23 protein-coding genes are annotated in these 26,896 nt (G+C 49.0%); 17 read left to right on the top strand and 6 right to left on the bottom strand.

What is annotated here, in order from left to right; translation table 11 throughout:
* Positions 1–8: 8 nt before the first annotated feature.
* From sucC to ACVA53_RS07785, 3 genes are all read left to right on the top strand, one after another.
* On the top strand, positions 9–1,175 hold the full coding sequence (gene sucC, locus ACVA53_RS07795) for an ADP-forming succinate--CoA ligase subunit beta (RefSeq protein WP_255040156.1): 1,167 nt from the start codon (positions 9–11) through the stop codon (positions 1,173–1,175).
* Entirely contained in the window at positions 1,175–2,047 is an 873-nt protein-coding gene (sucD, locus tag ACVA53_RS07790; RefSeq protein WP_255040155.1) for a succinate--CoA ligase subunit alpha, read from the top strand. The genes sucC and sucD overlap by 1 nt, the downstream gene beginning before the upstream one ends.
* A 126-nt stretch (positions 2,048–2,173) precedes the next feature.
* Positions 2,174–2,476, top strand: a complete 303-nt coding sequence (locus ACVA53_RS07785; RefSeq protein ID WP_255040154.1) for a VF_A0006 family four-cysteine protein — start codon at positions 2,174–2,176, stop codon at positions 2,474–2,476.
* A 277-nt stretch (positions 2,477–2,753) separates the two neighbouring features.
* On the opposite strand, the gene znuB is transcribed toward ACVA53_RS07785, so the two are convergent.
* Together znuB and znuC are read right to left on the bottom strand one after the other, a co-directional pair.
* Positions 2,754–3,539 (bottom strand): zinc ABC transporter permease subunit ZnuB, encoded by a 786-nt coding sequence (znuB, locus tag ACVA53_RS07780; RefSeq protein WP_446504838.1) that lies wholly within the window; start codon positions 3,537–3,539, stop codon positions 2,754–2,756.
* Positions 3,532–4,317, bottom strand: coding sequence for a zinc ABC transporter ATP-binding protein ZnuC (gene znuC, locus ACVA53_RS07775; RefSeq protein WP_255040151.1), 786 nt, complete (start codon positions 4,315–4,317; stop codon positions 3,532–3,534). The genes znuB and znuC overlap by 8 nt, the downstream gene beginning before the upstream one ends.
* A gap of 93 nt (positions 4,318–4,410) precedes the next feature.
* Here znuC and znuA point away from each other — a divergent pair, with 93 nt between their 5' ends.
* The 5 genes from znuA (at position 4,411) to ACVA53_RS07750 (ending at position 12,448) form a co-directional block, all read left to right on the top strand.
* Positions 4,411–5,370 (top strand): zinc ABC transporter substrate-binding protein ZnuA, encoded by a 960-nt coding sequence (gene znuA / locus ACVA53_RS07770; RefSeq protein ID WP_446504837.1) that lies wholly within the window; start codon positions 4,411–4,413, stop codon positions 5,368–5,370.
* Positions 5,371–5,532: 162 nt separating this feature from the next.
* On the top strand, positions 5,533–9,345 hold the full coding sequence (locus ACVA53_RS07765) for an ATP-binding protein (protein WP_446504836.1): 3,813 nt from the start codon (positions 5,533–5,535) through the stop codon (positions 9,343–9,345).
* Between the two features lie 354 nt (positions 9,346–9,699).
* Positions 9,700–9,927, top strand: coding sequence for a FeoA family protein (locus ACVA53_RS07760; RefSeq protein ID WP_255040148.1), 228 nt, complete (start codon positions 9,700–9,702; stop codon positions 9,925–9,927).
* Entirely contained in the window at positions 9,927–12,206 is a 2,280-nt protein-coding gene (gene feoB / locus ACVA53_RS07755; protein WP_255040147.1) for a Fe(2+) transporter permease subunit FeoB, read from the top strand. Before ACVA53_RS07760 ends, feoB begins: the two co-directional genes overlap by 1 nt.
* Entirely contained in the window at positions 12,203–12,448 is a 246-nt protein-coding gene (locus tag ACVA53_RS07750; protein ID WP_255040146.1) for a FeoC-like transcriptional regulator, read from the top strand. Before feoB ends, ACVA53_RS07750 begins: the two co-directional genes overlap by 4 nt.
* A 54-nt stretch (positions 12,449–12,502) precedes the next feature.
* On the opposite strand, the gene ACVA53_RS07745 is transcribed toward ACVA53_RS07750, so the two are convergent.
* Positions 12,503–12,937 carry an HIT domain-containing protein gene (locus ACVA53_RS07745; protein WP_255040141.1) on the bottom strand — a complete coding sequence of 145 codons (435 nt, stop codon included), beginning with the start codon at positions 12,935–12,937 and terminating at the stop codon, positions 12,503–12,505.
* 308 nt (positions 12,938–13,245) lie between these two features.
* Here ACVA53_RS07745 and ACVA53_RS07740 point away from each other — a divergent pair, with 308 nt between their 5' ends.
* Positions 13,246–13,854 carry a DUF924 family protein gene (locus ACVA53_RS07740; RefSeq protein ID WP_255040139.1) on the top strand — a complete coding sequence of 203 codons (609 nt, stop codon included), beginning with the start codon at positions 13,246–13,248 and terminating at the stop codon, positions 13,852–13,854.
* 82 nt (positions 13,855–13,936) lie between these two features.
* On the opposite strand, the gene ACVA53_RS07735 is transcribed toward ACVA53_RS07740, so the two are convergent.
* Both ACVA53_RS07735 and argS read right to left on the bottom strand, forming a co-directional pair.
* Positions 13,937–14,956: a GGDEF domain-containing protein gene (locus ACVA53_RS07735; RefSeq protein WP_446504835.1), complete on the bottom strand. Its 1,020-nt coding sequence runs from the start codon at positions 14,954–14,956 to the stop codon at positions 13,937–13,939.
* A gap of 123 nt (positions 14,957–15,079) precedes the next feature.
* Complete coding sequence (gene argS, locus ACVA53_RS07730) at positions 15,080–16,810, bottom strand: arginine--tRNA ligase (protein ID WP_255040137.1); 1,731 nt, start codon at positions 16,808–16,810, stop codon at positions 15,080–15,082.
* Positions 16,811–17,234: 424 nt separating this feature from the next.
* Here argS and ACVA53_RS07725 point away from each other — a divergent pair, with 424 nt between their 5' ends.
* Positions 17,235–17,825 (top strand): VOC family protein, encoded by a 591-nt coding sequence (locus tag ACVA53_RS07725; RefSeq protein ID WP_255040136.1) that lies wholly within the window; start codon positions 17,235–17,237, stop codon positions 17,823–17,825.
* A gap of 174 nt (positions 17,826–17,999) precedes the next feature.
* On the opposite strand, the gene purU is transcribed toward ACVA53_RS07725, so the two are convergent.
* Positions 18,000–18,833 carry a formyltetrahydrofolate deformylase gene (purU, locus tag ACVA53_RS07720; protein ID WP_255040135.1) on the bottom strand — a complete coding sequence of 278 codons (834 nt, stop codon included), beginning with the start codon at positions 18,831–18,833 and terminating at the stop codon, positions 18,000–18,002.
* A 208-nt stretch (positions 18,834–19,041) separates the two neighbouring features.
* On the opposite strand from purU, the gene ACVA53_RS07715 reads away from it, so the two are divergent.
* The 7 genes from ACVA53_RS07715 to rnd all read left to right on the top strand — a co-directional run bounded on the left by ACVA53_RS07715 (position 19,042) and on the right by rnd (position 26,876).
* Positions 19,042–21,000, top strand: coding sequence for an ATP-dependent DNA helicase (locus ACVA53_RS07715; protein ID WP_255040134.1), 1,959 nt, complete (start codon positions 19,042–19,044; stop codon positions 20,998–21,000).
* Entirely contained in the window at positions 21,001–21,702 is a 702-nt protein-coding gene (gene tsaB / locus ACVA53_RS07710) for a tRNA (adenosine(37)-N6)-threonylcarbamoyltransferase complex dimerization subunit type 1 TsaB (RefSeq protein WP_446504834.1), read from the top strand.
* 77 nt (positions 21,703–21,779) lie between these two features.
* On the top strand, positions 21,780–22,061 hold the full coding sequence (locus tag ACVA53_RS07705; protein WP_255040132.1) for a hypothetical protein: 282 nt from the start codon (positions 21,780–21,782) through the stop codon (positions 22,059–22,061).
* A gap of 89 nt (positions 22,062–22,150) precedes the next feature.
* Positions 22,151–22,705, top strand: a complete 555-nt coding sequence (locus ACVA53_RS07700; RefSeq protein WP_255040131.1) for a Slp family lipoprotein — start codon at positions 22,151–22,153, stop codon at positions 22,703–22,705.
* Positions 22,706–22,711: 6 nt separating this feature from the next.
* A complete protein-coding gene (locus ACVA53_RS07695; RefSeq protein ID WP_255040130.1) occupies positions 22,712–23,626 on the top strand; it encodes an alpha/beta fold hydrolase in 915 nt (304 codons plus the stop codon).
* A gap of 110 nt (positions 23,627–23,736) precedes the next feature.
* Positions 23,737–25,422, top strand: a complete 1,686-nt coding sequence (fadD, locus tag ACVA53_RS07690; protein WP_255040129.1) for a long-chain-fatty-acid--CoA ligase FadD — start codon at positions 23,737–23,739, stop codon at positions 25,420–25,422.
* A gap of 329 nt (positions 25,423–25,751) precedes the next feature.
* A complete protein-coding gene (gene rnd / locus ACVA53_RS07685; RefSeq protein ID WP_255040128.1) occupies positions 25,752–26,876 on the top strand; it encodes a ribonuclease D in 1,125 nt (374 codons plus the stop codon).
* The last annotated feature ends 20 nt before the right edge of the window (positions 26,877–26,896 follow it).

Here is a 26,896-nt window from a genome sequence, read left to right as displayed (position 1 = left end):
AGAACATCATGAATTTGCATGAATATCAGGCGAAACAGCTGTTCGCCGAGTACGGTCTGCCAGTTCCAGAAGGTTATGCTTGCGATACGCCACAAGAAGCTGCAGAAGCAGCAGGTAAAATCAGTAGCGATAAATGGGTCGTGAAATGCCAGGTTCATGCTGGCGGCCGTGGAAAAGCGGGTGGTGTGGAGCTTCATGACACCAAAGAAGGAATCAAGGGTTTTGCCCAGAAGTGGTTGGGTAAGAACCTGGTAACATACCAGACAGATGCAAATGGCCAGCCAGTGACCAAGATCCTGGTTGAAGAAGCTTCGAATATTGCCAATGAATTGTACTTAGGTGCAGTTGTCGATCGTGGTACACGTCGTATCGTGTTCATGGCGTCGACAGAAGGCGGTGTGGAAATTGAAAAAGTGGCTGAGGAAACCCCTGAGCTAATCCACAAAGCGGCGATTGATCCGCTCGTTGGCCCGCAGCCTTATCAAGGCCGTGAGCTGGCATTCAAATTGGGCCTGAAAGGCGACCAGATCAAGCAATTTACTAAGATCTTCCTAGGCCTGGGTAACATGTTTGCTGATTATGACCTTGCTCTACTGGAGATCAACCCATTGGTGATCACCGGTGATGACAACCTGCTTTGTCTTGACGGCAAGATCAACATTGACTCCAATGCGCTATATCGCCAGCCTAAGCTTCGCGAAATGCACGATCCTTCGCAGGAAGATGAGCGTGAAGCACATGCAGCACAGTGGGAGCTAAACTACGTTGCACTTGATGGCAATATTGGCTGTATGGTCAATGGTGCTGGCTTGGCAATGGGGACTATGGATATTGTAAACCTGCACGGTGGTCAGCCAGCGAACTTCCTTGATGTCGGCGGTGGTGCGACCAAAGAGCGTGTTACTGAAGCATTCAAGATCATCTTGTCTGATACCAATGTAAAAGCGGTATTGGTTAACATTTTTGGCGGTATCGTTCGCTGTGATCTGATCGCTGAAGGGATCATTGGTGCGGTCGAAGAAGTCGGTGTCGAAGTGCCGGTTGTCGTCCGTCTTGAAGGTAACAATGCGGTGCTAGGGGCTGAAACCTTAGCGAAGAGTGGTTTGAATATCATTGCTGCGACTTCCCTAACTGAAGCAGCGGAAAAAGTTGTTGCTGCAGCGGAGGGTAAATAATGTCTGTACTAATTAATAAAGACACCAAAGTGATATGTCAGGGTTTTACTGGCGGTCAGGGGACATTCCACTCAGAGCAAGCCATTGAGTACGGAACGCAGTTGGTCGGTGGGGTATCACCGGGTAAAGGTGGCACCAAGCACCTCGGCTTGCCGGTATTTAATACTGTTCGTGAAGCCGTTGAAGCCACAGGCGCAACGGCAACGGTTATCTATGTACCAGCGCCGTTCTGTAAAGATGCGATCCTTGAAGCGATTGACGCAGGTATCGAGCTGATTGTGACGATTACAGAAGGCATTCCAACGCTGGATATGTTGGATGTTAAAGTTCGTCTTGATGAAGCTGGCGTACGTATGATCGGTCCTAACTGTCCGGGTGTGATCACACCGGATGAGTGTAAGATCGGTATCATGCCGGGCCATATCCACAAAGCGGGTAAAGTCGGTATTGTATCTCGTTCGGGTACATTGACCTATGAAGCGGTCAAGCAAACCACAGACGAAGGCTTCGGCCAGTCGACCTGTGTCGGTATCGGTGGTGACCCAATTCCAGGTTCGAACTTCATTGATGTGCTTGAGCTATTTGAGAAAGATCCGGCAACCGAAGCAATTGTTATGATCGGTGAGATCGGTGGTACCGCAGAAGAAGAAGCGGCTGCCTATATCAAAGAACACGTCAGCAAGCCGGTCGTTTCTTACATTGCAGGTGTTACTGCGCCTCCGGGTAAGCGCATGGGCCACGCTGGTGCGATTATTTCTGGTGGTAAGGGTACCGCAGAAGATAAATTCCAGGCATTGGAAGCGGCAGGTGTGAAAACTGTGAAGAGCCTTGCCGATATCGGTAAAGCATTGCGTGAAGTGACTGGTTGGTAAATTCCCAAATACTCGCATATATCAAACCCGCCAATGGCGGGTTTTTTATTGGCTACACATGGTCGTAGGTAGCTAGATGGGTATACGTATATGCTTAGGAGAGGTAAGTGATCCGGAGGGCTGACAGTGAGAAAGGTGGCCTTACTGCTGATATTCGCGTTAAGTCCGGCGTTTAGCGTGGCGAAAGAAGACAAGGAAGGTTACGAGACCTGCATTCTCGAACATGTATCATTGGCCGAAAATGGTACATCAGCCAACTTGATGACCAACGCCTGTCATCGGCTCTATATCGATAACTTCATGTTGTCGGACAAAGATGAGGCGTATTTCCAATGCCTGCTTGACTACCTACCAGAAACCAAGCACCTACGAACAGCCATGCAAGTAAAGAGCGCGTGCAATAGTCGTCATCGCAGTTTGTTTAACTGACAAGGTGAGGCTTAATACCAACCTACATAAATATTTGATCAGTCTTGCAGGTTAAAATCGCTGTTCTCTGCGTTAGATATTTTGTAATTAGAGCCACTAGTTACTGCAATCTCTGCCTTGATAACAACGATTTTTCCAGTGCAAATACTTGATCAACGACTTATCCAGATTGGTATAATTTGATTACAGTTTGTTGGTTTGAAATGTTGGCATAGCTGTGGGGAAGAGAAGGGCAGCAGCCCGGGATGGACTGCTGTGTTTACCTTTTTTATAGAAATTAGGCTTCGGCTCGCTTGAATTGGCTGAGCAGGAACAAAGCAGCGGCAGCTACTACCACAGACGGACCTGCCGGAGTGTCATAGTGCCAAGACATGGCTAGACCACACATAACGGCAATAATACCCAATCCTGATGCCAGCGCGGCCATCATTTCCGGGCTGCGTGAGAATTTGCGTGCAGTAGCGGCAGGGATGATCAGCAAGGAGGTAATGATCAGCGCGCCAACAAATTTCATCGCAACGGCAATTACCATACCCACCATAATCATCAGCAGCAGGCGCATTAGATCGACATTTACCCCTTCGACCTGTGCCAACTCTTCATTGATGGTCATTGATAGTAATGGTCGCCATAAGGTGATCAGCATCGTCATCACAATCGCACCGCCACCATATATCCACAGTAGATCAGAAGGTGTGACCGCGAGCAAATCACCAAATAGGTATGACATCAGGTCGATACGGACATGATCAAGGAAGCTGACAGCCACCAAGCCAAGCGACAGGGCACTGTGCGCGAGTATGCCGAGTAGGGTGTCGGTCGCCACATATTTTTGTTTTTGTAGGCCGACAAGAATAACAGCTAATGCCAGGCAGCAAATGAGCAATGCAAGGTTTAGGTTGATATTGAACAAGAACCCAAGCGCAATACCCAGTAGTGAGGCATGAGATAGGGTGTCACCAAAATACGCCATTTTACGCCAAACGACGAAGGAGCCCAGTGGGCCGGCAAGCACGGCGATGCCAATGCCCGCAATCAGTGCGGGCAGCAATAAATCAAGCATTGTTTATCTCTTGTTGTTCTGAATGCTGGTGTTCATGCTGGCAGGGACCGACTGGGTTGCCAGATAAATCATGCTCATGGTTATGGTGGTGTTGATATAGCGCCAGTTGTTCACATTGGTGGCGGCCAAACAGTGCAACATACGATGGATGACTGGTGATCGCCTCTGGTTCGCCAGAGCAGCAAATATGATGGTGCAGGCAAATAACATGATCAGTTTTTGCCATTACCAGGTGCAAGTCGTGAGAGACCATCAAAATGGCGCAGTTAAGCTTATCACGCAGGGTTTGGATCAGGCTGTACAGCTCTAGCTGACCATTGACATCAACCCCTTGCACTGGCTCATCAAGCACCAGCAAGTCTGGTTTTTGCAGTAGCGCCCTAGCGAGCAATACGCGTTGCATCTCACCTCCGGATAGCGAGTGCATATTGCTATGGTGCAGGTGCTTACCGCTGACAAGTTCGAGTGCCTCGATACGCTGTGCATCTTTGTAACGACCGGCTAAGCGCATGAAGCGGTCAACGCTAAGCGGAAGTGTGTTGTTGAGTGCCAATTTTTGCGGCACATAGCCAATCCGAAGTCCTTTCTGGCGAATAATGTTTCCTACTGTTGGTTTGGTCAAACCCGTGATGACTTTGACAAGTGTCGACTTGCCGGCACCATTAGGGCCAATCAGGGTAGTGATCTGGCCCCGCTCTAATTTCAGGGAAACCTGATCCAGCACATGCCTTTCCGAGTATGTGACTGTGACCGACTGTAATTCAACTAAGGAGGTCATATATTTCTTTGCTTAGATATTTGCCAAAGTGAGATGTTATAATATAACATCTTCGGCAAATGTTGTAATCAAGAATTATTCAGGGAAACTTATATGCGCCGTTTACTCCTTACATGTAGCACCCTTGGCTTGTTGTGTTCACCTTCACTTTACGCTCAAGACCTCAAAGTGGTTTCGACCGTGAAGCCAATCACCATGATTGTCCAGGAGTTGACCCAAGGCGTAACGTCGACAGAGACACTGCTGCCAGCAGGTGCATCACCACATGATTATGCGCTGCGTCCTTCGGATGCGAGAAAGCTCAATGATGCAGACTTGGTTATTTGGGTTGGCCCTGAACTGGAGAGGTTCCTGACCAAGATTCTTGAGGACAAGGAAAACGTCCTGACGTTGACGGAGCAGGACAGCATTCACTTCCGCCATTATGGTGAAGCTCACGACGAACATGCAGGTCATGATCACGATGATCACGGGCATGATGACCACGCAGGTCATGATCACGACGATCACGATCACCATGGCCACAGCCACGATGGTATTGACCCTCACCTTTGGTTAGGCCCAGAGCAGGCAGTCCAAGCCGCGCAAGTGATCACTGACAAGTTGGTAGCACTTGACCCAGCCCATAAAGATAAGTTTGAAGCAAACCTTGTTAATTTTATTGATGAAGTGAAAACGGCAATGGTGGCTATCGAGCAGACGTTAACCCCTGTCGTTGATCGCGGCTATTTTGTCTTCCATGATGGTTATGGTTATTTTGAAGAGCAATTTGGTCTTAACAACCTTGGTCACTTTACGGTTGAACCGGACCGTCGACCAGGTGCTAAAACTTTGATTTCAATTCGTAATTCATTGAAAGATCAGCACGCGCACTGTGTTTTCAGTGAGCCTCAGTTCTCACCTGCTGTGGTTGACAGTGTTGTAAGGGGGACGGGAGTCAATATTGGAACGCTGGATCCAATGGGTACCGATATTGCCTATGGTGATGGTAGCTATGTGGAATTCCTCCAGACATTGGGCAACAGTTTTAGCCAGTGCCTGAAATCAGAATAGTTTTTCTCCCTGTGGTTTGATGCATGAGAAAGATAAAAAAACGCATTCAGGTGCGTTTTTTTATGCATTTTGCCTCATTTTATAAATCTCAGCTTATATTAAAATGGTCAATACTGCATAATAACGGGGTTTTCATGAGGTTGGGATTTAATTTACGCTGTTATGGACAGACGATTATTACTTGTGGCCTTTATCTTGGTCATGGGACTGGTTAATTCGACGCCAGCTTTTGCCTCGAGCTTCCTCTTCCATTCAATGTCAGAACTAAACGGGATAAGCACACTGTCCGTTCGTAAAGTTGTCAATGATTCCAATAAGGGGCTGTGGCTGGTTGATATCCGTGGTCAACTCCAATTTTATGATGGCTCGAACCTAAAGCCCGCGCTTGACAGAGAAGGTAAGCCGATCACCGGTGTGACCGATATGGCTGTGGTGAACAAAACACTTTGGTTGGTCAAAGACAGCCATGCCTACTCCTATTCTCCGCAACTAGCCCTACTGGAAAGGCACAATATTAGTCAGATCCCGATTGAGTCGGTAGTCCAACTGGACAATGACGCCTGGTTTGCCAATCGCAGGGGATTGTACCGCCTTTCGGAGGACGAACCGAATGTGCACTTCTTGCCCTTTCCCCATCCGATAAAGCTATCGGGTTTATATGTGGCTGACAATTACCTGTATGTTGCCGCCCAGCAGGGGGTTTACGAATACCAGTCACCGGACTTACCACCCACGAAAATACTAGATGATCACTATGTTACGGCTGTGGAGCAAGATTTGCTCGGTGAGCTATGGTTTGGTACGCGGCGAGGGGTAATCAAAGGCAAGGACGGCATATTGCAGTCTCTCGATGGTCAAGGGACCGAAAGGGCTGTACTTAGCCTGCAAGCAACCCATGAAGGAATGTGGGTTGGCAGCACCATGGGGCTCTATTTGATGGGGCTGGATATGACGGTAAGCCAGCATTTTATGCCCTCTGATTACGATCAGTATGCGTTACCTGACCGCCGTGTGTTGGATCTTCACCAAGATCGTCAGGGGAACTTATGGGTCTCTACTCCAAAGGGAGTGAGTCAGTTGCCAGTGGGTTCTCAGCGGCTAAACCGAATGCTGCTGGGTAAAGGGAGTGGGAAAATAGATGCTGGTTTGATTACTGATGTTGCCTATGCCAGTAATGGTCATTATTGGTTGGCGACCGATAATGGCTTATTTGAACTCTCGCCAATGTTCGATGTTATCCAGCACGTCCCTGACTTAGGTGCAATCAAACAGCTGATTTTGTTTGAGGGTCGACTTTGGATATTGCTGGAGAAAGGGTTGGCGTTTTATGAGGTTGGACAGTCCCGTATACAGCGCATCAGCATGCCGCAAGATATACAAGGCCATACAATCAATCGGGTCGAGGTGGATCATTTCGGCTCGGTTTGGGTCGGGGCTGAAAACGGGCTGTACCGATATTGGCCGGAGTTCAGGGAGTGGATGCCTTTTGGCAATTACTGGTTGAGGGATCCGGTGGGCGGCGAGCATATCACCAGTATCGTGGAAGACAGTGAACATCAGATCTGGGTAGGCACAACCTATGGTATGTACAAGTTTGATGCAGGCATGCTCCACTTCGTGCCGGGTACTGATGAGCATGGGGGGATCGTTGATATTTATGAAGATCGAATGGGACAATTGTGGGTGGCGACGAATTACACGCTGTTGGTATCTCAGAGCCTGAAGCCGATCAAATTGCAAGAAGTTCAACTTTCGTCCGAGCTTGTTCGACCATATTGTCTAGCTGGTGGCAGTAATGGGGTATGGCTTTCCTCAAGCAATGGGCTTTCGTTTGTAAGCTATTATGCAGATTTAAAGCAGCACTTTGGCTTCGGTAGCGGTTTACTGCCTGATGATGTGGGCTCTCGTGCCTGCTTGCATGATGACATGAACGCGTTGGTGCTAGGGTATCGACAAGGGCTGCTGAGTATTCCTGATGAGGTATTGTTCGACGAAAATATCGTCGAGCCTGAATTGTCGCTGAGTGCGGTATGGGTTGATGATGATATTTGGCCACTGGGAGATTCTTGGAGCCAGCTGAGACGCTTGCCTTACGGATCGACAATTGCCTTTAAGCTCGAGACCATGCCGTCAAGCTCACTCTTGTATCAATATCGTTTGGTTGATGAAAACGAACAGGCTGGAGAGTGGCAAATTGCCACGCAGCCACTGTTATCCGTAGGGGCCTTGTCTGCCGGGCGTTACACATTGCAAGTTCGTCGAGTTAAGCCATCTGCTGACGAAGGCGGCGAACTGAGCCATGTTTTCACGGTCCAATCTGCGTGGCGAGTTTATCAAGCGTTGATAGGCTTTGTGGTTTTATCGGTGTTGTTACTGGTGTTGTTGCTCTTCTACTGGCGTAGTCGGGTATTTCGGGATCAAACGCAGCAGCTCAAGCAGGCTGTATTTCATAAGACGGCCAAAATTGAGTTGCAGAAGAAACAACTCAATGCGAGTAATGTGCATTTGCAGCGAATATTGGATGTTCGGCAGCATATCATGGCACACCTTTCCCATGAGCTGAGAACCCCATTGCAGCTGTCGCTCGGTTTATTGTCAGATCTTCGACCGTACTGCCAGACCCCGAGCAAAATTGATATTACCGAGAGGAATATAACCCACGCCTTGCACGTCACCGAGCAACTGTTGGCCCGCGATGTTTTTGCGTTGGTCGAACCTGACAAACCTTGTGAACAATTAGTCGGCCCGATTATTCAGGCTTGCTGTATGAGCTGGCAAATCGAAGCCGAGAAAAAGCAGATAGCCCTTTGTCTTGAAGATCATATCTCAGCTGAGACATGTATTGATCTTGCCCCTTATCACCTCGAGATCATGCTGGGCAACTTATTATCCAATGCAATGAAATACACGGATAGCAAAGGGGGGATCACCGTCAATGTTAAGGAGCAGGAACAGCAGCTGGTTATTTCGGTCAGTGATACCGGCCGTGGAATGTCAGAGCAGACGAAAGCCCATTTGTTCGATAGCTATTACCAAGAAAAGCCACAATACAGTCCCGAAGGAGGCTTTGGCCTGGGTCTGAGTTCCGTTAAGCAACTGGTGGAGACTTACCAGGGGACAATTTCGGTAATTAGTTATCAAGGTGTAGGGAGTGAATTTATTCTTCGCCTGCCATTAATTGCCAGCCTCTCAGGGAGTTCAGTGCAAAGAGTCCAGAAAGAGTCGCTAGAATTAGGCTTTTGGATTATGGCTATCGGTGAAGAGGCTGACGCTGATACTGAGTGGAGCAAACAGTTATCTGAGCGCTTTCATGTTACTCATACACGGGGAGATTATGAGGATCTAATGTTGCTTGATGGCCCCTTCCCTGATGTTTTACTTGTTGACCTGTCAGTGCTTGAGCCAAGTGATTTTGAGTTGCTTAAAGGTTTAAGGGATGACTTTTTTGGCAAACATGGACCGATAATGGTAGCTGTCAGCAGTGCGACAAAGAGTAACCAACATGAGCTTCTCTCCGTCAGCTGGGCCGATAGAGTATTGACGAAGCCACTGCAGGCTCAATCGATGCTCGTTGAAATTGACCACTTGCTTAGGCAACAGCAAGCGAATCTAGAGAAGGGGCCATCTTTTGAAGAGTATCAAGGAAGTAAATGGCAAGATAATGTTCAGTCTTTGGTCTCGGATCATTTTCATTACCCGGATTTTGGTTCCTCAGCAGCAGCCAAGACGCTTCTGATGTCGGAGCGGACTTTCCAGCGTCGTTTCAGGCGGGAGTTCGGTGCACCTTTCACAGACTACGTCACTCAGTTTCGCTTTGAACAAGCGGCGGTAATGCTTAGGCAAGGAGACAAGGTGTCAGATGTTGTTCTTGCATGTGGGTTTAAGGATGCTTCCTACTTTAACGCTAGGTTCAAGGCCTATTGTGGTCAATCACCTTCTGAGTTTGCCAGTGGCGTCTCCTCTGATAAAGAATAGCGCGTGATATGGTCGACCGATCATATCACGTACCTAACATATTCTTCCTTTTATGCTTATTTACCTAGGTGGCGCAATGCCGCCTGGGTATATGTGGCGCTCATATATGAAATCGAACAATCCATGACCCAGCTTTAATATAAATAATTGTTTTAAAGTATGTGCGTTGATGTTTTTATCCGAATGCTTAAAAAGCAACCAGTTGGATTTTTAAGTGTGCCACCTGTCAATTTTGCAAACAATTACTGCAAAAATGAGGGCTTTTTTTTGATTTAAAACAACAAACAATGTGTTTCAATCTGTAACATTGTAAGCACTAATGCTAATTATTCTTATTTAGGGTGGCGATTCAGAATGAAACTGTCAGAAATGTCATGCGGGGCCGAAGGAAGGGTTATCAGTTTAGCTGGCTTACCAGCCGCTACCCGTAAAAAGCTCATGGTTATGGGGATGCTGCCCAATACGCCTGTGAGTGTTATTCGTGTGGCACCTTTAGGGGATCCTCTGCAGGTGCGAGTACGCGGTGTGGATATTGCGTTGCGTAAACAACTTGCAGAAAGCATTGATGTGGAGGTGAACTGATGCCGTACAGTATTCTGACAGTAGGTAACCCTAACAGCGGTAAAACAACCTTGTTCAACGGCCTGACAGGGGCCAAGCAGCAGGTTGGTAACTGGGCTGGGGTAACAGTAGAAAAGAAAACGGGCCGTTACGAGTGTGCTGGCGATAGCTTTGCGCTGACTGATCTTCCAGGTATTTACAATCTTGATAGTGCCAACGACGTCAATAGTTTGGATGAAGCGATTGCTTCTCGCGCTATATTGACCATGCCGGCGGATGTCATCATCAACGTGGTTGATGCTTCTTGTCTTGAGCGTAGCCTGTACATGACCCTTCAGTTGCGTGAGTTGGGCCGACCAATGGTTGTCGTGCTGAATAAAATGGATGTGCTAGAACGTCAGCGCCAGAAATTGGACATCAAAGGGCTCGAAAAAGCGTTGGGTTGTCCGGTATTGAGTCTGTCGGCAAATAACCTCAAGCAGGTGAATGAATTTAAAATCCATCTGCACAAAATGCTGGCTCAGGGGATTGCGGTTAACGAACTAACACTGGATTACGGTACCCAATTTGAGCAAGCTATTGCCGAGACAGAAACATTTTTTACCGCTGATCAACTAAACAGTCGCGCGCAAGCAATCAGGGTGCTGGAAAATGACACCTTAGTGATCAACGGGCTCTCTGAAGAGCAAAAGAATCAGGTATGTAATGTTCGCAATAACTTGATGGTTGATGTCGATCCTGATATCCAGGTTGCCGATGTCCGCTATAGCTACTTGCATCAACTTTGCAGCAAAGTCCGCCGTCAGGAAGGTAAACTGAGTCGTAGTCTGAGTGACAATATTGACAGCGTATTGCTCAACCGTGCATTCGGTATCCCCTTCTTCTTTGTCGTGATGTACCTGATGTTCATGTTCTCCATTAACATCGGTAGCGCCTTTATCGATTTTTTCGATATCAGTGTTGGCGCAATTCTGGTGGATGGAGGCCATTACCTACTTGATGATCACCTGCCGGTATGGCTGGTGACTGTGATTGCCGATGGTATCGGTGGTGGTATCCAGACTGTCGCAACATTTATTCCGGTTATTGCCTGTTTGTATCTGTTCTTGGCAATGCTCGAGAGCTCAGGTTATATGGCACGTGCAGCTTTCGTTCTTGATAAGGTGATGCAAAAAGTCGGCTTACCGGGTAAAGCGTTCGTACCATTGGTGCTGGGCTTTGGTTGTAACGTACCGGCAATCATGGCAACCCGTACGCTGGAGCAAGAGCGTGAGCGCAAACTGGCAGCCGCAATGGCGCCATTCATGTCTTGCGGTGCTCGACTTCCGGTCTACGCGCTATTTGCGGCGGCTTTCTTCCCTGAAAACGGCCAGAATGTGGTGTTTGGCTTGTACCTGCTGGGTATTGCGGCTGCCGTTCTGACCGGTTTGGTGCTACGCCATACTATTTATCCAGGTAGCAGCGATAGCTTTATCATGGAAATGCCAGACTACGAGATGCCGACACTGCGTAATGTGGGCATCAAAACTTGGCAGAAGCTGAAAAAGTTTGTGTTGGGTGCCGGTAAGACCATCGTCATGGTTGTGGCTATTTTGAGCTTCTTCAACTCATTGGGTACCGATGGCTCGTTCGGTAACGAAGATACGCCAAACTCGGTACTGGCAAAAACGGCTCAGGTAATAACACCTGTGCTGGCCCCCATTGGTGTGAAGGACGATAACTGGCCTGCAACCGTGGGGATTCTGACGGGGATCTTTGCCAAAGAAGCTGTAGTGGGAACTCTGAATAACTTGTATGCGCCTGCTGAAGGAGAGGAAGAAGCCGAGTATGACTTGGCGGGAAGCCTACAAGAAGCGGTAGCGAGCATTGGTGATAACCTATCTGGACTAAGCTACTCTGACCCATTAGGTATTGATGTCGGGGAATTAGATGATACAGCGGCGGTTGCAGAAGAGCAGGAAGTCGATGTATCAATCTTTGGTAACATTCAGGCGCACTTTGTGAGTTCTGCAGCGGCAATGGCATATTTGATCTTCATTTTGCTCTACACGCCTTGTGCAGCAGCTATGGGGGCTTATGTGCGTGAATTTGGCCAGAAGTATTCGCTGTTCATTGCGTCATATACCATGTTACTGGCGTATACCTTTGCAACTTATTACTACCAGATCGCTCACTTTGCCGATCACCCGGCAACGAGCATGATGTGGATTGGTTTGTTCACGGCTATCAATGCTGGCCTATTTATTACCTTCAAGCGTAAGGGACAGCAAATGCAAACTGAGGAGCTCGTCACCCTATGATCCTGCAGCAGCTGAAACAGTATATTGAGCAACACGGTCGCGCCAGCCGCAAGGCATTGGCAATGCGGTTCGGAATGTCCGAAGACGGCGTCGAGGCCATGCTGGAGGTATGGATCCGCAAAGGCAAGTTGGGCAAGGAGCTGATCGGCTGCGATAGTGATGGGTGTTGCCAGAGCGCGCAAGAAATCTGGTATCGCCCGCTCAAGAGTGATGAGCTTTCAGTCACCGTTATGCGTGGCTAGCAAGCAAGCAAGCGAAAAGAAAAAGGCAGCCTGCGGGTTGCCTTTTTTTTTACCTTATGATTCCACGACGCTGAAACCGTCGATGTGGCTCAGCTCGGTCCTTAACTCTTCGGTAAGAGCTTGTTGCAGAGCGTCATCGCGCTGGGTGCCGTCGGTATTGCCCCAGATAGGGCCCGGCCAAGCAACATCATTTTTAAAGCGGGCAATATGGTGGACATGCAGTTGCGGGACAAGGTTTCCCAAGGCGCCGACGTTGATTTTGTCGGCCTGATAATCTTTTTCTAGCACCGTCGCTACAGCGCAGGACTCTTTCATTAATTGAAGCTGTTCGGTTTCAGGCAGGTGGTGGATTTCGCGAAGGTCGTTTTTACGGGGAACCAATATTAACCAAGGACCTAGCGCTTCTTTGGAAAGCAAAACCTGACACAAGGGAAGGTTACCTACAATAGTAGTATCTGCGGCCAGTCTCGGATGAAGTGAAAATTGCATAGGGCTATTCCTTAATTGTATTGTGCAGCTCACATGCTGAGATATTTGCCAACAGCCAAAAATGGGCTTTGGGGTAGGATATACCCAAGTAACCTCAAGATGTAGGTTACTTGGGTATACCGGTATCAAGAGCTGCACTGATGGCAATACGATAATGTGAATATAATGCAGTAGCAATGCTTTCTGCCATGGTTGTCGGTAATTTAATTGCGCGTCAGTGAAATAGGTTGTGATCAGAAAGTGGGTTCGGGTTTATCCGCGTTGAAGAATCAGCGGTATCGTGACGAAGTTCTAGATAGGAGTGAGACATGGGTGCTCAATATCAAGATGTGCTGGACTTTTGGTTCGGTGAGATAGGTGAGGAAGTAACGGTCACGGATCGGAATAAACTATGGTTCCGTGGTGGGGAAGAAACGGATCAACTTATCGCTGAACGCTTCCAGCAGCAAGTGAGCCAGGCTGGGTTAGGTGAACTAAGCGCCTGGACCGAGGAGCCAAGAGGAACCCTCGCACTGATTATTCTGCTCGATCAATTCAGTCGTAATATTTACCGCGGCTTAAGTGCGGCATTTCGCTATGACTCATTGGCTCTGGCCCTGTGCAAGCGTGGTTTGGCAAAGGATCAAGACTTGGCTCTTACGCCGATAGAACGGGTGTTTTTCTATTTGCCTCTTGAACATTCAGAAGCTATTGAGGATCAGGAGGAAGCGGTATTTCGTTTTGACCGTTTGATGCAGGCTGTCAGCCCTGCACATGCTGAGACTTTCGAAGGGTTCTATCAGTATGCGGTCAGCCATCATGATGTCATTAAGCGCTTTGGTCGCTTCCCGCACCGTAATGCGGCTTTTGGTCGCTTATCGACCCAGGAGGAGCTGGGGTGGCTGCAGCATAAAGGCGGTCAGCGGTTTGGTCAGTAGCTAAGGGCTCAGGCGGTTAGTCAGTCGGCGGTTGACTTATCGCGATAGCATGTTGCGTTGGGCTTTATTGGACAGTGTTAGGCTAGGAAATCGGCAGTACGCGGTTTCGACCTAGCTGCTTGGCTTGGTTGAGGAAATGATCGGCGCGTTCGATAAGTGCCATACTGTGCTCCCCTTCCTGGGAGCTGCTGAGCCCAAAAGAGGCGGCCACTGAATTGATCCGCTGTCCGGACCTCTTGTCGAGTACCGAAATTTTCTCAATGGCCCTACGCATGGTTTCCGCTTGCTGGCGGGCCGAAGGCAGTGATTTATGTGGCAGCAAAATAGCAAATTCCTCCCCTCCAAAGCGATAGGCTTTGGCATAATCACGGCAACACTCCGTTAGCCTTTTGGCTACCATTTTCAAAACTTGATCGCCCATAAGATGACCGAACTCATCATTGAAAAATTTGAAGTGATCAATGTCGAGTAAAATGAGACTGGTGGGGATCTGGTTGTCGAGATAACTTTGAATATCCTGATTAAAGGCTCGGCGATTGTAGAGCTTGGTCAGTGCATCTTCATTGGCTTGCTGTTGGCTTTTATTTAGCGCAACCCGCAAGGTTTGGATCTCTTGTTGGGCTGAATAAAGTTGGCCTTGGAATAGCCCGGTTGACTGGCGCATTTGCTGAGACTCGCGGAGCAGTTCGCGGACCAAGCCTATGGTTTCTTCAAGGGATATGCCATCTTTTCCAACCTGCTCCAGCTGGCCGAAAGTTGACTCCAGTGCATTGTGGAAGCTGTTGGTATCCGACAGGGTATCAGCCATGCTGTGTGAGAGTTCCTGTATCATGGCAGTGAGGCTAAGTTTGAGTTGCCTGACGTCGCTGTCAGTTTGGCTGGCGAGATGGTTTTGGTATAGGGTCTCGCACAACGTCGGCGTACAATGGCCAATTGCTTCGATACCATGGTCGAGCGCCATATTAAGCGAGGGGTTTTGCTGAGAGCTATAGGTATACCACAGAGCATAGTTGGTTGGAGTGGTGGGGACCCTATGCTTAATCATCAGGGGAACGGCTTGTTTCAAGATCTCCGTTGATTTCGCAAAGCTGTCGTTACTCATACCTAACATCCATTATTACGGGTCTTCTGACGCAACGTGGCTATAAAGAATAAAATAGCCTTCTAAGGATACCTTAGAAGGCTATGAATTATTAGATATTTACCGAATTATGTCAGCGTTTTATTACATGCGCTCAAGGGTTTCGATACCCAGAAGATCCAAGCCTTGTTTGATTGTCTTCGAAGTCAGTAGGGCCAGTTTCAGACGGCTCTGCTTAATCTCTTCTTCAGCGTTCAGGATTGGGCAGGCTTCGTAGAAGCTTGAGAACTTACCGGCAAGATCGAACAGGTAAGTACACATCAGGTGTGGCTGACCTTCACGAGCAACACTTTGTACTGCTTCTTCGAACTGAAGTAGGGTAGAAAGCAATGCTTGTTCTTTCTCGTCGTTAATCACGACAGGGTGAGTCAGATCAGCAAGCTCAACATCAGCACGCTTGAAGATAGAAGCGACACGGGTATATGCGTACTGCATGTACGGAGCTGTGTTACCTTCGAACGCTAGCATGTTGTCCCAGTCGAAGATGTAGTCTGTTGTACGGTGCTTAGACAGATCCGCATACTTCACCGCAGCCATTGCAACCGTGTTGGCAATGTTGGTTTTCTCTTCAGCACCTAGCTCTGGGTTTTTCTCTTCAATAAGTTTCGCTGCACGCACTTCGGCTTCGTCAAGAAGGTCGGCTAGGCGAACGGTACCACCGGCACGTGTCTTGAATGGACGGCCGTCTTTACCCAGCATCATACCGAAAGCATGGTGCTCAAGGCTTACCGCTTCTGGTACGTATTCAGCTTTACGGACAATAGTCCAAGCCTGCATTAGGTGCTGGTGCTGGCGGGAATCGATGAAGTAAAGCACACGGTTTGCACCAAGTTGCTCGTAACGGTATTTGGCACAAGCGATATCAGTGGTGGTGTAAAGGAAACCGCCGTCGCGCTTCTGGATGATCACACCCATAGGCTCGCCGTCTTTGTTCTTGTACTCTTCGAGGAACACAACTTGTGCGCCGTCATCTTCAACCGCTAGACCTTTTTCTTTTAGGTCAGCAACGATGCCAGGCAGCATGTCGTTGTACATTGACTCACCCATCACGTCATCACGGCTTAGCGATACGTTTAGGCGGTCGTAGTTGCGCTGGTTCTGGATCATAGTGACATCAACCAGCTTCTTCCACATATCAGCGCAGTACTCGTCACCACCTTGGAGTTTAACTACGTAGTTACGTGCGCGTGCTGCAAACTCGGCATCTTCATCGTAAAGCTTTTTCGATTCGCGGTAGAACGCTTCCAGATCAGAAAGTTCCATAGAAACTTCACCAGACTCTTTCTGTACACGCTCAAGGTTAGCGATAAGCATACCGAACTGCGTACCCCAGTCACCGATGTGGTTAGCCCGGATCACTTTGTGGCCTAGGTGCTCAAGGGTACGTACCACTGCATCACCGATGATGGTTGAACGTAGGTGACCGACGTGCATTTCTTTAGCAACGTTTGGTGCAGAGTAATCAACAACAATAGTTTGCTGTTCTTCAGTTGATACGCCTAGGCGTTCATCTTTCAGGGCACTTTCCGCTTGCTCGGCAAGCCATGTTTTGCTCAGGAAGATGTTGATAAAGCCAGGGCCGGCGATTTCAACTTTTTCAGCAATACCGTCAAGGTCTAGCTGTTCGATAACTTTTTGTGCGAACTCGCGAGGGTTAGTACCCAACTTTTTGGCTACGCCCATTACACCGTTGGCTTGGTAGTCACCAAATTGTGCTTTTGCAGATTGGCGAACTGCAGCAGGGCTACCGGCAGGTGCGCCTGCGGCTTCTAGTGCCTGAGATACTTTGTCATTAATGAGTGCTTGAATGTTCACACGCTTATCCTTTAAATCGTTTGTAACGCCAATAAGTAATGCAAATTGGCGAGGCAAAAACGGCACCGTATTCAAGGGATATAACCGTCAAAAATAATCACGACCATTGGCCTATTAAAGATAGCACCAAGTGATAATTTATTTACGTGAGTATTTTTGACGGGGCCGCCTCAGAAGTGGAAGAGGGGAGACATCTTGAATACGCTAGTTGCATTGCCCTAATAATACCCACAAATTTAGGTGGTTTGGCAAGCCGTAAAGACAATAGATTGCGATTTTTTTTTAATATCCATAGCGGGGTGAAAAATATGCAGGAGTCTAGCCAGCACAAGGGCTTTGCCGATGCGAATAGGGCTGTTGTCAAGCCGAAAACTGTGGATAATTATGCGTTCAATCGCTCAGCGTGACTAATTGGAGAAAAGACATGCACAAGCTAGAACAAAGAGGTCTGTTACCAGAGCAAATGTTGGCCCAGTTACCCGCTTTCATGGCAAAAATTGAACGCCTTGCCGGCGAGTTGGGTCTATCGCTTGCCGGTTACCAAGCCGATCATATTGCTTTGCGGGTCAACGACTGGGAGGTTGCAGAGCAGTTACACAAGGCGTGGTTGGCGCATGGCAAGGAATGGTCGACCAATGAAATCAACGGCCGGCCGATTGTAGTGATTGGTTTTGATACCCCGCTTAGCTGCGGCCCTTGGCAGATCGAAGCGTTGGAATTACCGTATCCGGGTGAGAAAGCATATTCACAAGAGGGGTGGGAGCATGTCGAATTTGTGATCCCGTCAAAGGCGAGTGATACCGATGCGTTGAAGGTCACTTTGGATCAAGCGTTTCCTGAGTTAGCGAGTCAGTGGGACAAATTAGTCGATAAAGGCATTAAGGTGAAAGCCAGCAGCCCGTCAGGTGAGAAAGAGCGCCTTTCCAACCCAACCTATGCTTTCAAGTTCGATGGGGTGTGTATCAAGCTGCATCCGCATTCGTTAAAGGCGGTAATTGAAAGTGAAGCGGAGTAAGCAAAGAAGTCACTCCTTTATTGAACTGATCGAATCTGCGGTACTGCTTTTGCGACAGATGCAGGGTAAATGAGCAAAACCGACCCACCATGGGCGGTGGGTAGGAGCGACATGGATGTCTTTATGCGTTTTTGATAATTTGCCCTGCTGCTTGGCGTTCAGTGTTGTTGGTGATTACAAAATCACAGTCCGGTTCCCGTGAACAAAGACTCGATCATCAATCACTAAGCCTAGGGCTTTACTCAGCACCGACTTTTCAACATCTTTGCCTGCCCGTGCCATGTCTTTGGCACTGAAGTTATGGTCAACCGGAATCACGTTCTGGGTAATGATCGGGCCCTCATCAAGGTCGTTAGTCACAAAGTGGGCCGTGGCTCCGATAATTTTTACCCCGCGTTCAAAAGCTTGCTGGTACGGTTTGGCACCGATAAAAGCGGGCAGGAAGCTATGGTGGATATTGATGATTTTATGGGGGAACTGGGCAACGAAATTCGGCGTGAGGATACGCATGTATTTGGCCAGCACCACATAATCCGGCGTGTACTGTTGCACCGTTTCAAGCAATAGGGCCTCATGCTCGTCCCGGCTGATCCCTTCATGGCTGATGTGATGGTAAGGAACGCCAAAGTTGCGGGCGAGCTCTGCCAAATCATCGTAGTTGCCAACAATGGCGGCAATTTCGATATCAAGTGTTCCATCAAAGGTTTTGACCAGAATATCTCCCAAACAGTGAGCTTCTTTGGTCACCATGATCACAATGCGCTTACGCTCAGAACCGATCAGGCGTCGCTGGCTCCCTTCTGGCAGTGCATGGTCGAGATCGAGAAGGAAGGTTTCGTCATTGAAGTAGCCTTCCAGTTCGGTGCGCATAAAAAACTGACTATGGGAGTGAGCGACAAACTCATTGTTATGAACAATGTTGAGTTGGTGCTTGTAACAGATGTTGGTGATTTTGCTGATCAGACCCATCGCATCAGGGCAATCGGTCAGCAGGGTTTTCTTTTCCATGGTGCTCTTCCTTGAACTACTATTTTGTCAAATCCGGTTTCATAGTATTTACCTTGGATTGCTTGCGGGGTCAAAGGCTAAATCTTGAACGGGAATAAATCATGGCTGCTTAGTTGGAATATTGGCATAATGCCAGGTCAATCGACGGTGTTGCCTTAAGCCCGTTTTTCTCAAGCAAATAGCCTAAAGTCCAGATATTCGAAAGCCTATGATAGCCAAGTTTTTTGCCTCCGGTGGTGCGTTAGATAAAGCCATCCCCGGATTCCAGGCCCGCCAACCGCAAATCGATATGGCACAAGCCGTGGCCGATGCCATCAAGACCGAGAGCCAGCTTGTTGTTGAAGCGGGAACGGGAACCGGCAAGACATTTGCTTATTTGGTGCCGGCTTTGGTCAGTGGAAAAAAGACCATAATTTCTACGGGTTCCAAGAACCTACAGGAACAATTGTTCCACCGAGATCTGCCGTTAATGGCGGATGCCCTCGGCTTTACCGGTCGGGTGTCTTTGCTCAAAGGGCGGTCTAATTACTTGTGCCTTGATCGGCTGAGCCGTCAAATCACTGAAAGCCACGGCGTCCATACCGATCCGAAGCTGCTCAGCCAACTGGTTCAGGTTCGGGGCTGGTCATCATCGACCAAGAGCGGTGACTTGGGTGATTGTGAAGATATTGCCGAAGACAGCCCGGTGATCCCGATGATCACCTCGACCAATGAAAACTGCCTCGGTCGGGAATGTCCGTCCTATGACGATTGCTTCGTGGTCAAAGCGCGCCGTCGGGCAATGGAAGCTGATGTCGTGGTGGTAAACCATCATCTTTTCTTGGCCGATCAGGCAATCAAGGAAACCGGCTTTGGTGAGTTGATCCCTGAAGCTGAAGTATTCATCTTTGATGAAGCCCATCAGATGCCAGATATTGCCAGCCAGTATTTTGGCCAGAGTTTATCTAGTCGCCAGATCCAAGAGCTGGCGAAAGATGTCGAGATAGGCTACCGCACCGAAGCTAAAGATATGCGCCAGCTGCAAAAAACCGCCGACAGGCTGCATCAAGCGGCGGCAGATATGCGTATTGTGCTTGGCGAACCCGGTTTTCGTGGCAATTGGCGCGAAGCGATAACCAGCCAGGCGATTCAGCGTGAAATTACCCGGTTGACTGACGCCTTGGATCTCACCCATGAAGTTCTGAAGCTGGCATTGGGCCGGAGCCAGTTGCTGGATGCAGCCTTTGAGCGGGCAACCTTGATTAAGGCGCGACTAGAGCGGGTCTGCGATACCAGCATTACGGGCTATTCCTACTGGTATGAATGTACCCCGCGCCATTTCAACTTGCATATAACGCCATTGTCGGTCGCCGATAAGTTCAACGAACAGATTGAGCAGCAGGGCGGGGCGTGGATCTTTACCTCGGCGACCCTTGCGGTGAATGATGACTTTAGCCACTTCAGCCAGCGCCTGGGGCTCAAACCCAAACAGCAGTTTTCGCTGGAAAGTCCCTTTGATTACCAGCAACAGGCCTTACTGTGCGTGCCTCGCTTTTTGCCTGAGCCTAATAGTTTTGGTATTGCTGACAGGCTGGTGGAGATGATGGCCCCAGTTATTGAAGAGAACCAAGGGCGCTGTTTCTTCTTGTGCACCTCACATCAGATGGTGCGTGAGTTGGCCGAAGGGTTCCGGGCCAAGCTCGACCTTCCGGTATTGGTGCAGGGTGAAACGACCAAGCAGAAGTTGCTGGCGGAATACCTTGAGCGGGGCAATGCCTTATTGATAGCGACCGGTGCCTTCTGGGAAGGCGTGGATGTTAGAGGGCAAGCCCTAAGCTGTGTTATCATTGATAAATTACCCTTTACAGCACCGGATGATCCGCTGCTGAAAGCGCGCATAGAGGACTGCCGTTTACGTGGCGGAGATCCTTTTGCGCAAGTACAGATCCCGGATGCGGTGATCACCCTCAAGCAAGGGGTCGGTCGACTTATTCGTGACACACAGGATAAAGGTGTCCTGGTGATCTGTGACAACCGGTTAGTAACGCGTCCTTATGGCGCGGTCTTTCTTAACAGCCTGCCGTCTATCCCGCGAACTCGGGATGTTGTTAGCGTCGGGCAATTCTTATCTTCGGTTAATGGCCGCCAAGAGCCTGCCACAATCGAAGAACAGCATTCAGAGGCTTGAATGAGCAACAAAATTCTTGCAGTAGATACTGCAACCGAAAACTGTTCCGTAGCCCTTCTGGTGGGCGATGAAGTGATTTCTCACTGTGAGTATGCGCCACGTGAGCACACCACTAAGGTACTCCCTATGGTGGATAACGTACTGGCACAGGCTGGCCTTAAATTAAACCAACTTGATGCACTGGCTTTTGGCCGTGGCCCAGGTAGCTTTACCGGGGTACGTATCGGCATTGGTATTGCTCAGGGGTTGGCATTTGGCGCAGATCTGCCAATGCTAGGTATCTCGACCTTGGCCGCGATGGCACAGGGTACATATCGCCAGCATCAGGCCGAGCAGGTCATGGCAGCCATTGATGCCCGCATGAATGAAATCTACTGGGGCCAGTATCGTCGTCAGGCAGATGGCGACTGGGCAGTGCAAGGCAGTGAGTTAGTGATTAAGCCTGAGATGTTGATCACGCAACTGCCAATGAGTGAAGGGCAGTGGTTAACGGCCGGTACAGGTTGGGAAAGCTATGCTGATCAACTGGCACAATTGCCTGTTGAAGCCGTATCGGGTTCAGTACTTTACCCGGATGCCGCAGATATGGTGCATTTAGCCAAATATGCATTGGCTCGTGGCGAGGCCGTGATAGCTGAGGAAGCTAGCCCGGTGTACCTTCGTGATACTGTCACCTGGAAAAAGTTGCCGGGTCGCGAATAATACGTTTGCCTCATTGCCGTGTATGCATACTATTGTCGTAGCATACTCGGCAATCACTTGGATACTGGACGTTTCCTATGGTTTCTATTCAGCGCCTTCCTGTCACAATACCCCAAACGCCTTCAAAGACGAAAGTTACCCGCGCCCCTGTGCAAGGAGCCGGTGACCCAACCCCTGTTGCCAAAGCCGTTGCTCAATCGGTGCGTGATCCTGAGTTGCTAGGCGCAGCCCACTCTCAAATTCAGTATGATCAGCCTGAAGGTAAAAACCGCCAGGCGCTGGAGAGCTATATGGGGGTGATGCACCAGCAAAAGCGAGATGAACTCTCGATGCTGGTCGGGGTCGATGTCTATGTTTAATACCATGTCTGTTTGGAATAAGCCGTGTGATTCGTTGCCTGAAAGTCAGGGGATTGCGTGGATATTCATCATTTACAATGGAGTTACCGATGTTTAGGAAGCTAATCGTTGGGTTGCTTGCTGCGACTATGATAGGCTGCGCCGCGGTACCTGAGGCCCTCATGACTGATAGTGATGACCCAATCACAGATGTCACTGTGCTTAGCGATCCTACAGGTCAAGATTTTGGCCAGGCGATCCGCCTCGGCGGGGTGATTGCAGCAATTGATAATGGCGAACATAAAACCCGGTTGGAAATCGTAGCCATGCCGATAGGCAGTGACGGTAAACCCAAATTGGGTAGCAGCGCCCAACCGCGCTTTGTCGCGTATGTTGATGGCTTCCTAGAGCCTATTGAATACCATCCAGGGCGACTGGTTTCTGTTGCGGGACACGTTGCTGGGGAAGAAGAAGGCAAGGTGGGTGAGTTTAACTACCGTTTCCCAGTCGTTGCAGCCTCTGGAACCCAACTATGGCAAGTGAAACAGGAAGTCTGGATCGATGATTTTGACCGTTTCAGGAGCTGTGTCGGTCTACAGTGTTCACCCAGCCTTATTTATAATGGTTTCTCAAGGGCTGAAGTCAGAGAGCGGGTGACCAAGTAGATTGCTATGTATCAGATAGAGCTCCAGTTAGCCGATCAGATGTTGTCAGGGTTAGCCTCGTTTTCTGCCCCATTACCGATAGAGAACAAAGCCCAGTTAAGCGCTGTTTTAACGCAAAAGCCAGTCATGGTAATGCTACATGGTTGGCAGGATAATGCCGCAAGTTTTGCCCCTTTGTTTGGCAAATTGGCCGAGCACTTCCATATCATCGCCATAGATTGGCCTGGGCACGGGTTGTCGGCACCGAGAGCGGCAGATAACTTCTACCACTTTTTCGATTATGTCGATGATTTGGCCCAACTGGTCGCTTTATTAGATCAGCCGCAGGTGGTGCTTGCTGGTCACTCGATGGGCGCTTTGGTTGCAATGTCTTATGCTGCGGCGTTTGCCGATAAGGTCGCCTCTTTGGTGCTGATTGAAGGCTTGTCTCCACTATCACAGGCGGCGGAAAATGCCCCGGAGCGACTACGTCAGGGTATTGAAAGTCGACAGCGCTACCGTTCAAGGGCGCATCAGCGACAGAATCGTTCCATGGATTCTTTCCTGCAGGCGCTGGATCTGCGTTGTGCGGTTAACGGCCTACTGCCAGAGCAGATCAAGCCAGTGGTAGAGCGCGGTGTTTATCAGCGTGATGGCCGCTGGTATTGGCGTCATGACAACCGCTTGAGGTGTGAGTCGTTATATAGAATGACACCAGAGCAGGTCAGTGCCTTGGTGGGATCGGTGCAATGTCCGGTGTTATCGCTCATCGGGCAAACCGGTTATCGGCAGCTGAAAATGAGCCAATCTCAAGCCCTAGAGTGGCAACAGCTTGAGCAAGTAGAGATTGCTGGTGGCCACCACTGTCACCTGGACAGCCCTGAACGGGTGATCGGTGAGATATTGTTATTCAGTTCAAATTTTAATGCATTGACTAAATAGGTCAGTGTTACTTGTATGTTAAGTGTGCTGTAATGCGGTGTAACCACATGTTTTAATTACCCGCCAGCACAGTATAGGCACCATGCCAAAATCAATAAGGAGAGTGCAAAGTGGATAAGGTTTGGCTTAACCGCTATCCGGAAGATGTACCGGCTGAAATTAACCCGGATCAGTATCCGTCATTGGTTGAAATGTTTGAGCAGTCAGTACAGAAGTACGCTGATCAGACGGCGTTCATCAATATGGGACAGGTCATGACCTTCCGCAAACTGGAAGAGCGTAGCCGTGCTTTTGCCGCCTACCTGCAAAATGAACTGAAGGTGAAAAAAGGTGACCGCGTAGCGGTGATGATGCCTAATTTACTTCAGTATCCTATTGCCTTGTTTGGTATTTTACGTGCCGGTTGTGTGGTGGTGAATGTTAACCCACTTTATACTCCGCGAGAGCTTGAGCACCAGTTGAACGACTCCGGTGCCAAGGCTATCGTCATTGTTTCTAACTTCGCCCACACCCTAGAAAGTATCGTTAAAAACACCAGCGTTCAGCATGTGGTACTGACCAGTCTGGGTGACCAGCTGTCACGCCCGAAAGGCACATTAGTTAACTTTGTCGTGAAATACATCAAGAAGATGGTACCTAAATACCACCTTCCGCATGCGACTTCGATGCGTATGGCCCTGCGGAAAGGCCGCCGCATGCAATATGTTAAGCCGTTTATGTCTGGCGAAGATACTGCTTTCTTGCAGTACACCGGGGGTACGACGGGCGTAGCCAAAGGCGCGGTCCTAAGCCACCGTAATATGCTGGCCAACGTGATGCAGGCCAAGGGAGCTTATGGTCCGGTTCTGACCGAAGGTCGCGAACTGATTGTGACAGCGCTGCCGCTGTACCATGTTTTTGCCCTGACCGTGAACTGCTTGCTGTTTATCGAAATGGGTGGGCGGAATCTGCTGATCACCAACCCGCGTGATATTCCGACATTTGTTAAAGAGTTGCAGCGTTATCCGTTTACAGCGATCACCGGTGTGAATACTTTGTTCAACGCGTTGGTCAATAATGAAGACTTCCATGAAATTGACTTCAGCCAGCTTCGTCTATCGGTCGGTGGCGGTATGGCGGTACAACGTGCCGTGGCTGAAAAGTGGAAGCAAATCACGGGCAACTACTTGCTAGAAGGCTACGGCCTGACTGAGTGTTCACCATTGGTTGCTGCTTACCCGTATGATTTGACCGACTATAATGGTTCTATCGGTTTGCCGGTACCGTCAACAGACGTCCGTATTGTTGACGACGAAGGCTTGGTACTGGCTAATGACCAGACTGGTGAGCTTCAAGTCCGTGGTCCTCAGGTAATGCAAGGTTACTGGCAGCGCCCAGAAGCGAGCAAAGAAGTACTGACTGAAGACGGTTGGTTATCAACGGGCGATATTGTCCGTTTTGATGATGAAGGCTTCCTGCATATTGTTGACCGCAAAAAAGACATGATTTTGGTGTCAGGCTTTAACGTCTATCCGAATGAAATTGAAGATGTCGTTGCCCTCAACAGTAAAGTGTTGGAAGTGGCAGCGATCGGTGAACCTCATGAGGTTTCAGGTGAGTTGGTCAAGATCTGCGTAGTTAAGCGCGACGCTAGCCTAACTCGCGAAGAGCTGCTTGAGCACTGCCGCGAGCACCTGACAGGTTACAAGGTGCCGAAAATTGTTGAGTTCCGAGATGAGCTTCCAAAAACCAATGTCGGTAAGATCCTCCGCCGAGCATTGCGTGAAGAGTCTGCTCAGCAAAGCCAGAGTGCGTAAGCGCATCGTGAATTAATACAAAGAATGCCGGCCTCAAGCCGGCATTTGATACCAAGCTGAGTAATATTCTGTTCTATCAGCGAGAATTAAAAAGTGCAGATACAAGGCACTTGTTTGCCGGTGTATTCATATCCATCTAAAGCAAGTAACGAAGTAGTTGTGCTTTTTAAACTCGCCCTTTGGGAGTTTCTCTGCCATTCGATAACTTCCCCAAATTGCATTGATGTAGAGTAACTATATCTTCTTCAATTTAGGTTGTTCTCAAACGGCAGAGAGAACTCTGATATGCTCAGCATATTGCTCAGTTTGGTATTTATGGTGAGAATACTGTGAATTTTGAAATAATTACCAACCGCGAACGGTTGGAGACGATCTGCCTCCAGGCGCGCCGCCAGACAGCGGTAATGTTAGATACCGAGTTTGTTAGAACCCGCACACTGTATCCGAAGCTTGGCTTGATCCAGCTGTTTGACGGTGAGTCTTTGGCATTGATCGACCCGTTGGCGATAGATGACTTAGAACCGTTGTGGGACCTGCTGCGTGACCAATCGGTGATCAAGGTACTTCATGCCTGTGGTGAAGATTTGGAAGTCTTCCAATATTACGCCGGCTGCTTACCGGTGCCGATGATTGATACCCAGGTGATGGCCTCATTCCTTGGCTACGGTGTGTCAGCCGGCTTCGGTACCTTGGTTAAGGACTTTCTTGGTGTTGAGCTTGATAAAGGCGAAGCCCGAACTAACTGGCTCGCTCGTCCATTGACCGATCGTCAACTCGATTATGCCGCTGCCGACGTGTACTATTTGCTGCCGCTTTACCAGAAACTGATGCCGCAAGTGGTTGATAAAGGCTGGCAAGAGGCACTGGCGCAGGAGTGTGCTGGTTTGATGCTCAAGCGGGTCAAGACCATAGATCCAGATAAAGCCTACCTTGATATCAAAAACGCTTGGCAGCTAAACCCTAAGCAACTGGCTATTTTGCAAAAAGCGGCCAAGTGGCGTTTATTGGAAGCGCGTAAGCGCGACTTGGCCCTCAATTTCGTGGTCAAAGAGCTGCATCTTTGGAAGCTGGCCCGTTTCGGCATTAAGTCCAAAGCGGTAATGGCCAAAGAAGGTTTCGAGAGCATGGAGATTCAACGCCATGCTAACCGTTTGCTGAAAATGGTTCACGATGTCGATGACATGCCGCAAGAACAGTACCCTGAAAAGCTCAGTAGGCTAGTGGACTTTCCGGGTTACAAGCAGAAAGTTAAGCATATCAAAGATGTGGTGACGGCGGTGGAGGCGGAAACCGGTCTGATGGCTGAGTTCTTAGCATCGAAAAAACAGATCAACCAGTTGATCTCGTGGGCTTGGAAAAAAGACTCACCGGCTGAAAACATGCCGGATATGCTAAAGACATGGCGCAAACCGTTGTTTGAAAAAAAAGTCTTGCCCCTGTTGAAAAAAGATTAAGGGCATAACGAAAGCCGCTT

This window comes from Photobacterium sp. DNB23_23_1 (genome assembly GCF_052873815.1).
This window is presented reverse-complemented; position numbering and strand designations above follow the sequence as displayed.

Bases quoted from the DNA above. Each gene is read 5' to 3' on its own strand.
- sucC (WP_255040156.1), top strand. From the start codon at position 9: ATGAATTTGCATGAATATCAGGCGAAACAGCTGTTCGCCGAGTACGGT.
- sucD (WP_255040155.1), top strand. From the start codon at position 1,175: ATGTCTGTACTAATTAATAAAGACACCAAAGTGATATGTCAGGGTTTT.
- znuB (WP_446504838.1), bottom strand. From the start codon at position 3,539: ATGCTTGATTTATTGCTGCCCGCACTGATTGCGGGCATTGGCATCGCC.
- znuC (WP_255040151.1), bottom strand. From the start codon at position 4,317: ATGACCTCCTTAGTTGAATTACAGTCGGTCACAGTCACATACTCGGAA.
- znuA (WP_446504837.1), top strand. From the start codon at position 4,411: ATGCGCCGTTTACTCCTTACATGTAGCACCCTTGGCTTGTTGTGTTCA.
- ACVA53_RS07765 (WP_446504836.1), top strand. From the start codon at position 5,533: ATGGACAGACGATTATTACTTGTGGCCTTTATCTTGGTCATGGGACTG.
- ACVA53_RS07760 (WP_255040148.1), top strand. From the start codon at position 9,700: ATGAAACTGTCAGAAATGTCATGCGGGGCCGAAGGAAGGGTTATCAGT.
- feoB (WP_255040147.1), top strand. From the start codon at position 9,927: ATGCCGTACAGTATTCTGACAGTAGGTAACCCTAACAGCGGTAAAACA.
- ACVA53_RS07750 (WP_255040146.1), top strand. From the start codon at position 12,203: ATGATCCTGCAGCAGCTGAAACAGTATATTGAGCAACACGGTCGCGCC.
- ACVA53_RS07745 (WP_255040141.1), bottom strand. From the start codon at position 12,937: ATGCAATTTTCACTTCATCCGAGACTGGCCGCAGATACTACTATTGTA.
- ACVA53_RS07740 (WP_255040139.1), top strand. From the start codon at position 13,246: ATGGGTGCTCAATATCAAGATGTGCTGGACTTTTGGTTCGGTGAGATA.
- ACVA53_RS07735 (WP_446504835.1), bottom strand. From the start codon at position 14,956: ATGAGTAACGACAGCTTTGCGAAATCAACGGAGATCTTGAAACAAGCC.
- ACVA53_RS07725 (WP_255040136.1), top strand. From the start codon at position 17,235: ATGCACAAGCTAGAACAAAGAGGTCTGTTACCAGAGCAAATGTTGGCC.
- purU (WP_255040135.1), bottom strand. From the start codon at position 18,833: ATGGAAAAGAAAACCCTGCTGACCGATTGCCCTGATGCGATGGGTCTG.
- ACVA53_RS07715 (WP_255040134.1), top strand. From the start codon at position 19,042: ATGATAGCCAAGTTTTTTGCCTCCGGTGGTGCGTTAGATAAAGCCATC.
- tsaB (WP_446504834.1), top strand. From the start codon at position 21,001: ATGAGCAACAAAATTCTTGCAGTAGATACTGCAACCGAAAACTGTTCC.
- ACVA53_RS07705 (WP_255040132.1), top strand. From the start codon at position 21,780: ATGGTTTCTATTCAGCGCCTTCCTGTCACAATACCCCAAACGCCTTCA.
- ACVA53_RS07700 (WP_255040131.1), top strand. From the start codon at position 22,151: ATGTTTAGGAAGCTAATCGTTGGGTTGCTTGCTGCGACTATGATAGGC.
- ACVA53_RS07695 (WP_255040130.1), top strand. From the start codon at position 22,712: ATGTATCAGATAGAGCTCCAGTTAGCCGATCAGATGTTGTCAGGGTTA.